17 protein-coding genes and 1 other annotated feature are annotated in these 13,052 nt (G+C 35.3%); of the genes, 6 read left to right on the top strand and 11 right to left on the bottom strand.

All coding sequences use genetic code 11. From position 1 onward, the window contains the following. The first annotated feature begins 6 nt into the window (after positions 1–6). Positions 7–249, top strand: coding sequence for a DUF2626 family protein (locus tag BJ095_RS15750; RefSeq protein WP_107934813.1), 243 nt, complete (start codon positions 7–9; stop codon positions 247–249). A gap of 96 nt (positions 250–345) precedes the next feature. Here the strand turns inward: BJ095_RS15750 and BJ095_RS15755 are convergent, their stop codons facing one another. After that, positions 346–990: an MBL fold metallo-hydrolase gene (locus BJ095_RS15755; protein WP_107934812.1), complete on the bottom strand. Its 645-nt coding sequence runs from the start codon at positions 988–990 to the stop codon at positions 346–348. Positions 991–1,156: 166 nt separating this feature from the next. Between BJ095_RS15755 and BJ095_RS15760 the strand changes: the two genes are divergently transcribed. Next, positions 1,157–1,339, top strand: a complete 183-nt coding sequence (locus BJ095_RS15760; RefSeq protein ID WP_107934811.1) for a DUF2759 domain-containing protein — start codon at positions 1,157–1,159, stop codon at positions 1,337–1,339. A 98-nt stretch (positions 1,340–1,437) separates the two neighbouring features. Here BJ095_RS15760 and BJ095_RS15765 read toward each other — a convergent pair whose 3' ends face one another. The 4 genes from BJ095_RS15765 to rpmG all read right to left on the bottom strand — a co-directional run bounded on the left by BJ095_RS15765 (position 1,438) and on the right by rpmG (position 4,755). Next, entirely contained in the window at positions 1,438–3,345 is a 1,908-nt protein-coding gene (locus tag BJ095_RS15765; RefSeq protein ID WP_107934810.1) for an LTA synthase family protein, read from the bottom strand. A 386-nt stretch (positions 3,346–3,731) separates the two neighbouring features. Further along, positions 3,732–3,944 (bottom strand): YqgQ family protein, encoded by a 213-nt coding sequence (locus BJ095_RS15770; protein ID WP_107934809.1) that lies wholly within the window; start codon positions 3,942–3,944, stop codon positions 3,732–3,734. Continuing rightward, positions 3,941–4,528: a 5-formyltetrahydrofolate cyclo-ligase gene (locus BJ095_RS15775; protein WP_107934808.1), complete on the bottom strand. Its 588-nt coding sequence runs from the start codon at positions 4,526–4,528 to the stop codon at positions 3,941–3,943. The genes BJ095_RS15770 and BJ095_RS15775 overlap by 4 nt, the downstream gene beginning before the upstream one ends. A gap of 77 nt (positions 4,529–4,605) precedes the next feature. Next, on the bottom strand, positions 4,606–4,755 hold the full coding sequence (rpmG, locus tag BJ095_RS15780; RefSeq protein ID WP_008408521.1) for a 50S ribosomal protein L33: 150 nt from the start codon (positions 4,753–4,755) through the stop codon (positions 4,606–4,608). A gap of 160 nt (positions 4,756–4,915) precedes the next feature. Between rpmG and BJ095_RS15785 the strand changes: the two genes are divergently transcribed. Beyond that, positions 4,916–5,341: a hypothetical protein gene (locus tag BJ095_RS15785; RefSeq protein WP_107934807.1), complete on the top strand. Its 426-nt coding sequence runs from the start codon at positions 4,916–4,918 to the stop codon at positions 5,339–5,341. Further along, positions 5,338–5,853, top strand: a complete 516-nt coding sequence (locus BJ095_RS15790; protein ID WP_107934806.1) for a hypothetical protein — start codon at positions 5,338–5,340, stop codon at positions 5,851–5,853. Before BJ095_RS15785 ends, BJ095_RS15790 begins: the two co-directional genes overlap by 4 nt. A gap of 56 nt (positions 5,854–5,909) precedes the next feature. Here BJ095_RS15790 and BJ095_RS15795 read toward each other — a convergent pair whose 3' ends face one another. After that, positions 5,910–6,809, bottom strand: coding sequence for a LysR family transcriptional regulator (locus BJ095_RS15795; RefSeq protein ID WP_107934805.1), 900 nt, complete (start codon positions 6,807–6,809; stop codon positions 5,910–5,912). A 130-nt stretch (positions 6,810–6,939) separates the two neighbouring features. On the opposite strand from BJ095_RS15795, the gene BJ095_RS15800 reads away from it, so the two are divergent. Both BJ095_RS15800 and BJ095_RS15805 read left to right on the top strand, forming a co-directional pair. After that, positions 6,940–8,175: an MFS transporter gene (locus tag BJ095_RS15800; protein ID WP_107934804.1), complete on the top strand. Its 1,236-nt coding sequence runs from the start codon at positions 6,940–6,942 to the stop codon at positions 8,173–8,175. Further along, on the top strand, positions 8,172–8,642 hold the full coding sequence (locus BJ095_RS15805; protein ID WP_107934803.1) for a glutathione peroxidase: 471 nt from the start codon (positions 8,172–8,174) through the stop codon (positions 8,640–8,642). Before BJ095_RS15800 ends, BJ095_RS15805 begins: the two co-directional genes overlap by 4 nt. A 93-nt stretch (positions 8,643–8,735) precedes the next feature. Here the strand turns inward: BJ095_RS15805 and BJ095_RS15810 are convergent, their stop codons facing one another. From BJ095_RS15810 to trpE, 5 genes are all read right to left on the bottom strand, one after another. After that, on the bottom strand, positions 8,736–9,605 hold the full coding sequence (locus BJ095_RS15810) for a hypothetical protein (RefSeq protein WP_107934802.1): 870 nt from the start codon (positions 9,603–9,605) through the stop codon (positions 8,736–8,738). 82 nt (positions 9,606–9,687) lie between these two features. Next, positions 9,688–10,113 (bottom strand): sigma-70 family RNA polymerase sigma factor, encoded by a 426-nt coding sequence (locus tag BJ095_RS15815; protein ID WP_235867691.1) that lies wholly within the window; start codon positions 10,111–10,113, stop codon positions 9,688–9,690. Positions 10,114–10,208: 95 nt separating this feature from the next. Further along, positions 10,209–10,565, bottom strand: a complete 357-nt coding sequence (locus BJ095_RS15820) for a DUF5071 domain-containing protein (protein WP_181418097.1) — start codon at positions 10,563–10,565, stop codon at positions 10,209–10,211. A 26-nt stretch (positions 10,566–10,591) separates the two neighbouring features. Then, positions 10,592–11,176, bottom strand: coding sequence for an anthranilate synthase component II (locus BJ095_RS15825; protein WP_107934799.1), 585 nt, complete (start codon positions 11,174–11,176; stop codon positions 10,592–10,594). Then, positions 11,173–12,561 (bottom strand): anthranilate synthase component I, encoded by a 1,389-nt coding sequence (trpE, locus tag BJ095_RS15830; protein ID WP_107934798.1) that lies wholly within the window; start codon positions 12,559–12,561, stop codon positions 11,173–11,175. Before trpE ends, BJ095_RS15825 begins: the two co-directional genes overlap by 4 nt. A gap of 97 nt (positions 12,562–12,658) precedes the next feature. Continuing rightward, positions 12,659–12,878, bottom strand: a binding site (T-box leader). Positions 12,879–13,052 lie beyond the last annotated feature (174 nt).

Raw genomic sequence — 13,052 nt, forward strand, 5'->3', positions numbered from 1 at the left:
TACTTCATGAGTAACATGTATAAAGTTATGGCTTTCTGGACTGGTATTTTTGCCGTTATGTTCTACCTTGGTGATATGTACGAGGTTTCGCTATTATTCATTGGTAATACAATTTTATTCTTATTATTAGGCTTCTTAAACCTAACAGAACGCATGTACATGTACATTTTCGGAGCTTATTTAACAATATTCTTCGCAGGATTCACGTATTACACTACGTTTATCCATGTACCAGGTGCAGGACACTAATAAACGACACCAACTGTTTTTTCAGTTGGTGTTTTTTATTTATAAAATAATAAAGAAAAGAAACGATTCAACTTTAACTGAATCGTTTCTTTGAATTTAGAATCCATTTAAAAAAGGATTACTATCGATTTCCTGAGCTGGAGTCGTATAACTACCGTGTCCTGGGTAAATAATTGTATCCTCAGGCAACACTAACAATTTGTCATGAATTGACTTAAGAAGCACCTCATGCGATCCTCCAAGTAAATCAGTTCTTCCAATACTGCCTTCAAATAAAGTATCCCCTACTATTGCAAATCCGTCTTCTTCGAAAATATATGAGATACTGCCAGGAGAATGACCTGGTGTAAATACTGCCTTAAATTTCATGTCAGCGATATCAAAGGACTGTTCCTTTCGAATGATATACTCTTGTTCGGGTTTGTTAACAATGTAATTCGGAAGCTCAGCATACCTACCAGAACCATTTTTCATGGGATCAGATAGCCAGGACACTTCTTTTTCATGAATATATAGAGGAAGTTCAAAAACTTCTCTTAAATCCTCTACAGCACCTATATGATCAAAATGTGCGTGTGTTAAAAAAATAGCTCTTGGTTTTAGCTGATTGGACTGAATTACTTTCATTATTTTTGAAGATTCTTCCCCTGGGTCGAATAGTATGCACTCTTTTTGCTTATTACTAATGATATAACAATTTGTTTGAACAGGTCCTAGACTATATGCTTTAACGTTTAACATTGTATTCACCTCTCGATTATTATACATCGCTTAGAAGAAAATTACATTCTCTAGTCAAACAACTGGATTATTTCTTCTCGACAAACGGGATAAGGTGATTTACAATAAAGAAGGAATATTGTTTATCGACATGCTTTTTCACATGTCGAAAGGAGTGTCTTTTTTAATGAACTTATTAATGGTTATTTTCGCTTTAGTAGCAATCTTCGCAGTAGTGAACTTTTTCCAAGCGATTAAAGAAAAGAATGTTCTTTCTTTAGTATTTAGCTTAGCTACTGCAGCAATTTTTGGTTGGTTTGTAGTAATGACTATTTTAAATCAAGGCTACCCACCAGCATTACATCACTAAGATAAAAACGAGGTATCTTCTAGATACCTCGTTTTTTCTCTTTCTACAATCGAAGCAGAAGAAAAGGGTTATCTCAGCACTTGAGATAACCCTTTTCTTTATTTTTCTTCTACTTCTAGTGCATCCTGTAGTAAATTACCTGTAGCTTCATCATAGAAACGCAATAAGTCGCCATTTATTATTTGATCAGAGTATTCCAACTCAATCGAAGAACGTTCAATATATGGCTGACACGCTTCAATTTCTGTTTGTTCACCTGTAGTTCTGTCATAACATACTTCACCAGCGTAAACCAGGTCATCTGTTATGAATCGACCGTCACGGAAAATAACTAAGTCCTCATGCTCTTCAGAGAATAAATCTGCCCCTAATTGCATGTCATTCGAAGTCTCAATTCCAAGTAAGTGCATGATTGTAGGACGAAGGTCGATTTGGCCAGCCGCTTCATCCATTACTTGCCCATCTCCTGATCCAGGAACATGAATGAATAATGGTACTGACTGTAGTAAAGCACTATCATAAGCTGTAATTTCTTCTTTACCTAAATACGTCGACATCGCTTTATTATGATTTTCTGAAATTCCATAGTGATCTCCATACATCACAATTATTGAGTTGTCATAAAGTCCCTCTTCTTTAAGCTTATCAAAGAAGGTTTTAATCGATTCATCTAAATAACGGACTGTTTGGAAATAACGATTTAACGTCCCCGAATTTGAATTATACTCAGGAATCATAATATCCTCTTCTTCCAAAGTGAAGGGATAGTGATTTGTTAAAGTTATCATTTTTGAATAAAATGGTTGATCCATTTCTTTCATTAGATCCACTGATTGCTCAAAGTACGGAATATCCTTCAGTCCCCAGTTTACAGAATTCTCATCTGTTACTTCATAGGATTCAATATCGTAAAATTTATCGATATTAAATGACTCATAAATTTCATTTCGGTTCCAAAACGATGAATTATTAGAATGCATTACATTTGTAAAGTATCCATTCTCACCTAATTTTTCAGACATCGTATTATACGTATTTCCACCATGAGTAAAGAATACAGCCCCACGACCCAATCCAAATAATGAATTTTCAACGATAAACTCAGAATCACTTGTTTTCCCTAAGCCTGTTTGGTGGTAAAAATCATTAAAATAATACGTATCCTTATCGTTTGTTAGACTATTTAAAAATGGTGTAACTACTTCCCCATTCATTTCATTGTTTATCACAAAACTCTGAAGAGATTCTAGTGAAACCAGTATCACGTTGCGTCCCTTATACTTCCCAAACATCTCTGGGTTCACAGCTGCTTGATTTGCTTGCACATAGTTATCTACTTCAACCAACTCACTACCATCAGCCAATGCTCGCTGTGCACTTGACTTTGACTGTACATAGATGTCATATAAATGATAGTTATACGTACCGATGTTTTTTACAAGTAGCTCACGATCGAATGCACGTGTTAGAAGCTGTGGACGCTCCGTTTCGGATAATCCTAAATTTAAGAATACAATCGCCATTGAAAGAACAAAATACGCACGACGCATTTCAATTCTTACAGGTGTAATTCCTTCGCTTTTTGGAATAAATTTAATCGCAATAAGTAGCACAATTAAATCAGCAAAGTAAAGAATATCTGTGAAGCTAATAATATCTGCAACTGAATTCCCCAAATCACCGAAATTACTTGTTTGGAATAACACTGCGAAGGTAATAAAATCATTATAGAATCTGTAAAAACCAACATTTGCGAAAAGTACGATTGCTAAAAATGCACTAACGGTAATCAAATACCGATTTCGTAGCTTCTCTGTTTTGAAGAATAGAGAAATTCCATAAGCAAAAAGAATAAAGCTTAATGGATTAATAATCAAAATTAACTCTTGCATCGCATTTTCAATATCCAGCTCGAAGCTTGTATGGTACACAATTACTGTTTTAAGCCAAGTCGCGAAAATCGCTATCGCTAATATCGAATGTTTAGGCCATTTAAATGATTTCATTCCAAAACATCCCTTCTACAAAATTAATATATAAATGTAATACATTTCTAGTGAAATGAAATTTACAATAAAAAAACATTTTAATAATAATAAACAAAATTTATCTTAATCTTTTTTACTTTATTTAGCAATAGACAGTAGAGAAAAACCGCTCGACAGAATATTACAAAATTCAACGATTATGATGTCAAATATTATAATACCTTAAGAATAATTACGTTTTATTTACAAAAAGGTTCCCAAATGAAAACAGTGGAAAAAATCCACTGCTGGTTCATTTCATTTATTAGACATATAATTAACATTTATTAACATAAACGACTTGTTTCAATCACAAAAATTAAATTTTTACCAAATAATCAAAAATTTCCAAGTTAAAATTGAGACTATTGAAGTCTTTTTTCCTCTTTTGCAATTCTCGAGGCTTCTTGTCGCAAAATTAACATCGCAGCTTGAAAAGCACTCGGTTCCAATACTTTCGCTTTATATAGCTCTCGTATCTCGTCCTCCATCAAAAGGATATCTCCCTGGCGATCTCTTGTATAAATAAATGTTCCATATTGTTTTAGTAAGTCATATATATCCTTCATTGATTTCATGAGTTAAGCTCCTTTCGATTTTGCAGACAATCGATTGTTTCAGTTTCAGTAATTAATAAGTCTACTGGTATATCAAAGCTTTCCTTAGGGACATCATCAATCACTTGTAAATTGAAGGCTAGTGAAATCAACATTCCATCAAATCGACTCAGATATCGGTCATAATAGCCTCCGCCATAACCTATTCGATACCCTTTCTTATCAAAGACGATTCCTGGCACGATGATACAGTCTATTTCCTCTGGATGTACAAGCTGTGTACATTCGGGGTTCGGTTCCTGTAAATCCATATATACGTTTTCAAGCTGATTAAAATGCTCTATTTCATAGAATTTCATAGAGCGATCCTTCGAATTGCACTTTGGCACTACTACTTTTTTTTTAAGCTGCCAAAGAGATTCAATAATCTTTTTCGTATCAACCTCTTGTTTATTGGATATCGTGATAGCAATCGTCTTTCCTTTTATAATAGAAGGCTCTCTAAACAAAAGCTTTTTAATATTTAGAGATGAAAGTTCATATTGCTCAGCGTCCATTTTTTGTAAGGAGTGTCTAACTTGAGTTCTTAGTAGCTTTTTATCCAATTTAAATCATCCCTTTAGACATTGATTTGTTCCTATAATTAAAAAGCCAAAACCACAAGTGGTTTTGGCAATAATGCTTACTTTGTTTCACGGTGAAGAGTGTATTTCTTCTCGCGAGAGCAATATTTTTTAAGTTCAAGACGCTCTGGATTGTTACGTTTGTTCTTTTTAGAAATGTAGTTACGTTCGCCACAATCTGTGCAAGCTAAAGTAATGTTTACGCGCATTATTAACCCTCCCACTCTATATCAAGACTTGTATCATTTGAGCATGATTTATACGACTAAATCATTATAACATAAACTGAAAAAAAATCTAGCATGATTTATAATTAACTTTTACTATGGTAAAATAACCTAAAATGCGATTATTAACGGAGGAAATATAGTGGAATTTTCAATAATTTTAATGATCATCGGAATCCTTTGTATCGTTGTATCATTTTTCCTAAGAGATTCTTCAAAAAAATTAGAGCAGGATATCGAAGACCTCTCGATTAGTATCTATCAAGAAACAAATTCGCTTAAAAAGCGATTAAAAATTATAGAAGAAGAGCTGTTGTTGGAATCTAATTTTACTGTTAAACCAAAGGCAACAAATAAAAGCTCAATACAGGCCTATAAGCAAGCAGCACAAGTCGCACAGTCAAAACAAGTAAATCCAGCTAATAACACCCAACAAATCAACGAAATACTTATAAGTCAAGTCATCCAGTTAAACAAACAGGGATATCCTGTTGACGAAATAAGTAAAATGTCTACATTGTCAAAGGAACAAATTCTTTCGATTTTAAATAACGGAGGCAACCGATGAAAAAATCTTCATTACGTTCCTTTGGCATTGCTTGTTTCGTAATCGGCTTGCTAATTACTTTCTCAGAAAAAGTTAATATTCCTTTCATTTCTTCTTCAGAAACGAAAGCTGAAGAACAGTATAAAAGTAAAATCTCACAATTAGAACAACAGCTACAGGATGCAAACGAACAAATTACAGGACTAGAACAAACAGAGCCGACAAATGAGGCAGTAGCAGAAGACAAGCCTTCTGAAGAACAAAAAACTGAATCAGAAGAAAAGCCAGTAGCTAGTGATCCTGAGGTAAAAGACGAAACAGTGACAGATACGCTTTACGTTTATGCTGGCTTAACTCCTGCAGAGGTTGCTCAAAAATTAAAAGACATGAACATTATTAAAAATAGTGTTGAAATGGAGCTGTTTTTGGCTCAGCCTGAATACGCAACAACCATTCAAAAAGGACAATTCGAGTTAAATTCTTCTATGTCTGTAGAAGAAATCGCCAATATTATTACAGGAAAATTACGATAAGCGAGCTGTAAGGGAAGTCTATTTCACATATGGACTTCCCTTTTTCTATTGCAGGCTCAATCTCTCTTACCTAACTTTGTTGTTTGAAAAAATGTTCGTATATAGTCTTCAAGTAGCTTAGTAGCCGCGCTCTTAAAATGCTTATTTATATAAGCTAAACCAATCTCTCGTCTACAGTTTGGTGCATTAACCTTTAGCAGCTGAATTTGATATTGCTCAAGTCCCTTTATATAAGGAATAAGCGATACACCAAGTCCACTTTCCACTAAGCCTGTGATGGTATGAACCTCTTCACCCTCAAAGGCTACATTTAACTGGTAGCCTTCTTGTTTATATAAATCGTCAACGGATTTACGTAATGTATTTCCTTGTTTAATCGAGATAAATGGTTCACCAGCAAAATCCTTAAGGCTAACTTCATTAGCACTCGCAAGAGGATGGCTTTTTGGCACAATGAGAAATAATTCCTCCTCCCAAAGCTTCTCCCAAACCAAATCCTTATGTGTATCTAGGGAAGAAATTAAACATAAATCGAGTTCCCCCACCTCTAGCTTCTGCAAAATCGTACTTGAATTACTTTGAGTCAATTGAATTTTAAGCTGTGGATAGTCTTTTTGTACTCGAGCCATTAATTGAGGAATTACTTCGAGTCCAAGTGTATGCATAAATCCTATAGAGACTACACCTTGTCCAGGAGAAACAAGATTTAGGAGGTCTTCTTTTGCCATTTCATAATCCTTCAACAGGTTTTCAGACCGTTCTAAAAAAAATTGTCCATAACGATTCAATTTAATGGAGCGACCATTTCTCTCAAACAAAGTAACCCCCAAGCTTTCCTCTAATAATGAAATGGATTTACTGAGGGCAGGTTGCGTTATATGTAAAATTTCTGCAGCACGTGACATATTTTCATATTTTGCAACCAAGACAAAATATTGAAGAGAATTAAAATCCATATTACCCCTCTCCCTTATGACTAAAATTTATAAGACACATAAAAACAATGAATTATCATTATATAGCTATCTTCATTATAATAAATTAAAGTTCAAAAATATGTTAATTTTGAAAAAGAGGCGTATCAGCATGAATTATTTACAAAAAGGAACGAAAGAATTTACTTTAGCTAATTTAGCCTTATTTGCTGCGGGTTTTATCACCTTTGCCAACCTTTATATTACACAGCCCTTATTTCCACAATTCACTAAAACCTTTGGTGTCTCCCCAGCTACTGCAAGTCTATCGCTCTCTCTTTCTACTGGCGTCTTATCGGTCACTCTAATTTTATTTGGCTCATTATCAGAGGCCTGGGGACGTAAACGGTTAATGACCATTTCCATTTTCGCCGCTTCAATTTTCACCATCTTACTAGCCTTTGCCCCCACCTTTGAAGCACTTTTACTATTACGTATGCTTCAAGGCTTTGTTTTTGCTGGCGTACCTGCAATAGCAATGGCATATTTGGCTGAAGAGGTAGATCCAAAGAGTCTTGGAGTTGCAATGGGTCTCTATATTAGCGGTAATTCAATAGGTGGGCTATCGGGAAGAATCATTATGGGTACCATGACAGATTTCTTCAATTGGCAAATCGGCATGGTGTTTACAGGATTACTAAGCTTGCTTATTTGTTTATATTTTGTTTGGGCTTTACCTGCCTCAAAGCATTTTAGCCCTCGAAAGCTCGAATTTAAAGCATTATCCAAATCTCTTTTTCATCATATAAAGGATCCAGGTTTACTTTGTCTATTCGGAATTTCATTTACCTTAATGGGTGGATTTGTCACACTTTATAATTATATAAGCTATAAATTACTTGGCGCTCCTTATCATTTAAGCAGTACCGTTGTTGGTTGGATATTTATCGTTTACCTTGTGGGAACTTTTAGCTCCACATGGTTTGGAAGTCTTTCTGACAAGTTTGGACGTCCAAAAGTATTGCTCACTGGGATTGCTATCATGTTTACAGGAGCTCTACTGACGTTACCTATCAACCTTGTTATTAAAATTGCCGGGATTGTCATCTTTACTTTTGGTTTTTTTGGTTCACATTCCATTGCAAGCGGATGGGTCAGCTTCCGGGCTACAAAGGACAGAGCACAAGCCTCTTCCCTTTATCTATTCGCCTATTATTTTGGCTCTAGTATTGGTGGAACAACAGGAGGATTCTTCTGGTCTAGATGGGGATGGAATGGCGTCATTGCATTTATAGGGGCTTGTTTAGTTACAGCCTTCACACTTGCTGTTACACTAGTGTTATTAAATGAAAAAGCAAAGAAGCGTCAAAACAGCTTCCAACTTGTAAAGAAAGAAGGATTTCAATGACTATTTATAACTTTGAAGTAACAAACGACGAAGGAATTCCCTATACACTAAACAAATACGAAGGCAAACTCTTGCTTATTGTAAACACTGCCACTAAATGCGGACTCGCTGGTCAGTTTAATGAATTGGAAGAGCTTTATAAAAATTATCATGAAAAAGGATTTGAAATACTCGGCTTTCCTTCTGATCAGTTTAAACAAGAGTTAAGTTCTGGTACAGAAGCTGCTGAGGCCTGCCGACTTACATATGGAGTCTCCTTCCCTATGCATGAGCTTGTTAAGGTAAATGGAGAAAACGCCCATCCCTTATTTAAATATTTAACGGAGGAAACGAAAGGTATTTTGGGTAGTAAAGTAAAATGGAATTTCACCAAATTTTTAGTCGATCGCAATGGCAATGTCGTTAAACGCTTCGCCCCAACAGACAAACCTTCAAAATTCGAAAGTGAAATAGCAAAGTATCTATAATAGAAAGCAAAAGGACGCAGCAGTATAGCGTCCTTTTTTGCAGCATATAAAAAATTTTTTGTTCAATGAAATGTAATGTATCACATCTGACATTCACCACATTGGTTCATCCTCTTTAGAATAACGAGTTGTGAAATTATTAATATAAAAATTAAAAAATAAACCAACAAGGATAAACGAAAATCCTATTACTGGAAAAGGGATTCCTAAAAATCCTAATGCATAATGACTAACAAAAGGCATCCAAACGAATATAATGGCTTTATTCCTAGAGGCTTTAGTTTGAAAAATATTTTCTTCACAGTGAATGCATTTTAAACGGTACGGAGCCCATGTTATTTTGTAAAGATCTTTACGTGAAAAGAGATGACCACAGTGAGGACAGCTGGACCTGTTTAAGTCCCTAATGGACCATAATAAAACTAAATAATTTAACAGAAAAACAAAAAACACAGTTAAATATTTGATACTAGCCAATGATGAAAAAACTATTCCCATTCCAATAACAACGCACAAGAAACTCTGGATTAGAATACTGTTTTGCCTAGTTGGTAATAGTTTTGCCAAAACCCTAGCAACAAATGTCTTTTCCCATCTCCTCGTCTTCTTCATAACGGCAAAAAATAGAAGTACCACGATTATTTCTAAAATAATTGCCCCAACTATCCAGTAAAACTTCTCAGAGGACAGTAGCTCAAAAATATTAATATCATTATTTATTTCTTCTGGAGAAGACATTGTTAGATCTAGCGGGTTATATTGAATCATTAGTAATAGGAAGAAAGCTGCACCTAATACAAATGATGTAAGCACCGTTGGGTAAATCCAATTCCTCTTCGCTTCTGATACATCACGTTGAGAGCTTACCTTATCCAGCAAATCTTCCTTCATTTTTGGAGATAGGTTGATGCTTGATTCAAGCTCGCTTTTCCAGCTTCCCTTAAAATCTTTCTGAGTTTTCATCGACTAGCACCTCCCATTCATAGTTTTGAAGCTTCTCTCTTAGCTCAGCTCTAGCCTTCTGCAATCTGGATTTTATAGTGGATTAGGGAACACCAAGAATCTCTGAAATTTTCTTTGTAGTATGTTCAGCATAGTAGTACAAGAAAATAGCCTCACGAAGCTTTACCTTTAAAGTAAATACTGCACTCGTTATTTCCGTCTTCTCTTCCTCTTCAATTACGCTTTTTTCTATACTCTTTGTTCTTTCTTTTATAAAAATTTTTTCTAATACAAGCTCCCTTTTATTTTTCCAGCTCCTTAAATAATCATAACTGCGGTTAATCGTCATTTTTGTTAAGTAGGTTTTAAGAGAAGCATCTCCCCTAAACTGACTTTGTTTCCTGTAGTATGAAAAAAGGACATCCTGAAGGATTTCCTGTGCAATTCGTTCATCCCTAACATATGTATAAGCTATACGGAGCAAATAATCGCCGTATTGATCAATTATTTCTTTTAAATGTTGTTGCAAACTGTTCCCCCCTCCTCTCATTAATTAGACGTTGATAAATTAATTTTAGACGAAAAAAAGCACACAAATTTATAAAATGTGTGCTGCAGTATGATTTAGATAAAATTATTTAAAACCGATAAAGCTTTTTCATCAAGATTAGCTGACTTTTCTTCAATTGTAGGAGCATGTGCGATTCTTTGCAATTGTTCCTCTAGAGCGATTTTCACGAAAAAAGGTAGCTGTGGCACAAGAAAATCCAGGCACCATTCCTTCATACTAATATCCTTTTCCGCTGATTCGAACACTTCAAAAATAAATGGAGTAATCTCGTTAGGAAATTTAATCAATAGCTTCGCCAAGTCTTGTGTTTTCACTAATTTATTTTCATTTAACAATTGAACTATTAGTGGGACTTCATTTTGCAGTTGTTCATTAGTTAATCCTAAAAAGTAAGTTTCTGTTTTTTCCAATAGTCTGCTCCTCTCCAGGTAACCTATTAAACTTTTAGTAGATCAATTTGTTTCAGAAAAGATTCAATCATTCTCGTACCTGCTTCTGTACCAATTGACTCAGGGTGAAATTGCAAGCCGAATACTGGGAAGTTTCTATGTTGAATAGCCATGATTTCTCGATCATCCCTCGAAATTGCCATTACCTCTAAATCTGCTGATAAATTACTTGGCTCAATAACTAATGAATGGTAGCGCATGACTTCTATTTCACCCTCCAAGGACTCAAACAATCCACATTTTTTATAGTCTAAAATAGACAGTTTACCATGCATTATGTTCTTTGCTCTTACAATCTTACAACCAAATGCTTCCCCGATTGACTGGTGCCCAAGACAAATTCCTAAAATCGGTATTTCTTTATATAATTCTCTTACAATCTCTACTGTCATCCCAGCCTCTGAGGGTGTTCCAGGACCAGGTGATAATACAATCGCTTTGGGATTCAAATTCCTGATTTCTTCTATTGTTATAGCATCGTTTCGAACAACTTTTACCTCCTGATTCAGTTTGGAAATTTGTTGATATAGATTATAGGTAAATGAATCGTAATTATCTATTAGTAAGATCATCTGTGCACCTCCAAAAGTGCCTTCGCTTTGTTTATCGTCTCTTCATATTCAGATTCAGGAATCGAGTCATAGACAATTCCAGCACCAGCCTGCACAAATGCTTTCTCACCCTTTACAATCATCGTACGAATGGCTAATGCTAAATCCATATTTCCACTTGAGGATATATAACCAATTGCCCCGGAATATACGCCACGCTTGAATTGCTCTAATTCATTAATGATTTGCATCGCTCGAATTTTCGGTGCACCTGATACAGTTCCTGCTGGTAGGCATGCTGTTAAAACATCTAATACATCGGTATCTTCATTTAGCACACCTGTCACTTCAGAGACGATATGCATTACATGCTTATACCTCTCGATGTTCATATATTTTGCGACCTCTACTGTTCCAATTTTACTCACCCGACCGATATCATTTCTTCCTAAATCAACTAGCATTCTATGCTCTGCAATTTCTTTTTCATCATTAATAAGCAATTGCTCAAGCTTGAGGTCCTCCTCCTTAGTCTTTCCTCTTGGCTTCGTACCCGCTATAGGGTTTGTCGTAACCTTGCGATTCACTACTTTTACCAGGCTTTCTGGCGATGTTCCCAGGATTGAGTAATCTTCAAATTCAAGATAAAACATATAAGGCGAAGGATTTGAGGTACGTAACTTTCGATATAGTGAAAATGGCTTCCCTGTAAAATCGGCTTTGAATCTTTGAGATAATACGACCTGAAAGATATCGCCTCGCTCAATATGTGTCTTTGCTTTTTTTACCATTTCGATAAATTGCGATTTTTCAATTGTTGGCTCGAATTTTAAAAATACAGCTGAATCTTCAACAAATGTCGACCCTCGCTTAATTTCATCTAGAATTATATTCACATCGTTTTCCATTTCAGCTTCCGCTTTACCACTATTAAATAAATCAATAGCTACAACGGAAACCTTTTGAGATAGATGATCAAAAACGATAAATGTGTCATAAAAATAAACATGAACATCCGGCATTGCTAGCTCATCTTCGAGTGTTTCACCTATCGCTTCATTATAGAAGGCGATGTCATAACCAAAGAAACCAATTGCCCCTCCAAAAAAGGAAAAAGGATAGTCTTTATATTGAAGCGGCAGTAAACTACGTAATTTACTTAACACAGCTCCCTCTTCAAATTGCGGCTCTTTATCGTTCGTTTGGTAAGTGTAATTTTCTTTGCTTCCTTTTAATTCGGCTATAGGATTTAAGGCGATAAAGGAATATCTACCACTTTCCTCATGCTTTGCAGAGGATTCAAATAACACCTTTCTTGTACCTGTCAGGCTTTCAAAAATAGAAATCGGCGTCATCATATCACCTTGTATTTCCTTTAAAACATAATCCTTTACTTCAACAGTCATCTCCAGCTCTTCCTTTCTATTCTCATCTCAGCTCTACTCTGCACTTGCAGCACACTTATATAATGTATTTAAACAATATAAAAAGGCCCTTCCATCACAAAAGGACGGAAAAGAGCCGTGGTGCCACCTTAATTGACTAAAGAAAAATACACTTTAGTCCACTTAACTGTTTGTAACGTAACATACGCTAGTACCTACTATTATTTCAATACTAGAAGCTAGAAAGCCCATTCGTACCATGTCATGCTCTAGCTTCCACCAACCGCTAGCTCTCTAGGCCACTTCATAATACTACTTTTTTTCATCATTGCTTTTATTATTTACTTACAAATATTTTAATACAAATTGTTTATCAATTCAAATAATTTTAAGATTTTTTTAAAGACATCAGCTGACAATCGAGTAGGAGGCTAGCCATTAGTTGGCTAGCCGACCTCTCACACCACCGTACGTACGGATCCGTATACGGCGGTTCGAAAGTTTTATGGTTT

The sequence above is a fragment of the Ureibacillus chungkukjangi genome (assembly GCF_003217295.1).
GTDB lineage: Bacteria > Bacillota > Bacilli > Bacillales_A > Planococcaceae > Ureibacillus > Ureibacillus chungkukjangi.

Excerpts from the sequence above, each read along its gene's own strand:
- BJ095_RS15810 (WP_107934802.1), bottom strand. The coding sequence starts at position 9,605 with ATGAAAACTCAGAAAGATTTTAAGGGAAGCTGGAAAAGCGAGCTTGAA.
- BJ095_RS15800 (WP_107934804.1), top strand. The coding sequence starts at position 6,940 with ATGAATTATTTACAAAAAGGAACGAAAGAATTTACTTTAGCTAATTTA.
- BJ095_RS15760 (WP_107934811.1), top strand. The coding sequence starts at position 1,157 with ATGAACTTATTAATGGTTATTTTCGCTTTAGTAGCAATCTTCGCAGTA.
- BJ095_RS15750 (WP_107934813.1), top strand. The coding sequence starts at position 7 with ATGAGTAACATGTATAAAGTTATGGCTTTCTGGACTGGTATTTTTGCC.
- BJ095_RS15770 (WP_107934809.1), bottom strand. The coding sequence starts at position 3,944 with ATGAAATCAATGAAGGATATATATGACTTACTAAAACAATATGGAACA.
- trpE (WP_107934798.1), bottom strand. The coding sequence starts at position 12,561 with ATGACTGTTGAAGTAAAGGATTATGTTTTAAAGGAAATACAAGGTGAT.
- BJ095_RS15790 (WP_107934806.1), top strand. The coding sequence starts at position 5,338 with ATGAAAAAATCTTCATTACGTTCCTTTGGCATTGCTTGTTTCGTAATC.
- BJ095_RS15795 (WP_107934805.1), bottom strand. The coding sequence starts at position 6,809 with ATGGATTTTAATTCTCTTCAATATTTTGTCTTGGTTGCAAAATATGAA.
- BJ095_RS15805 (WP_107934803.1), top strand. The coding sequence starts at position 8,172 with ATGACTATTTATAACTTTGAAGTAACAAACGACGAAGGAATTCCCTAT.
- rpmG (WP_008408521.1), bottom strand. The coding sequence starts at position 4,755 with ATGCGCGTAAACATTACTTTAGCTTGCACAGATTGTGGCGAACGTAAC.
- BJ095_RS15765 (WP_107934810.1), bottom strand. The coding sequence starts at position 3,345 with ATGAAATCATTTAAATGGCCTAAACATTCGATATTAGCGATAGCGATT.
- BJ095_RS15825 (WP_107934799.1), bottom strand. The coding sequence starts at position 11,176 with ATGATCTTACTAATAGATAATTACGATTCATTTACCTATAATCTATAT.
- BJ095_RS15755 (WP_107934812.1), bottom strand. The coding sequence starts at position 990 with ATGTTAAACGTTAAAGCATATAGTCTAGGACCTGTTCAAACAAATTGT.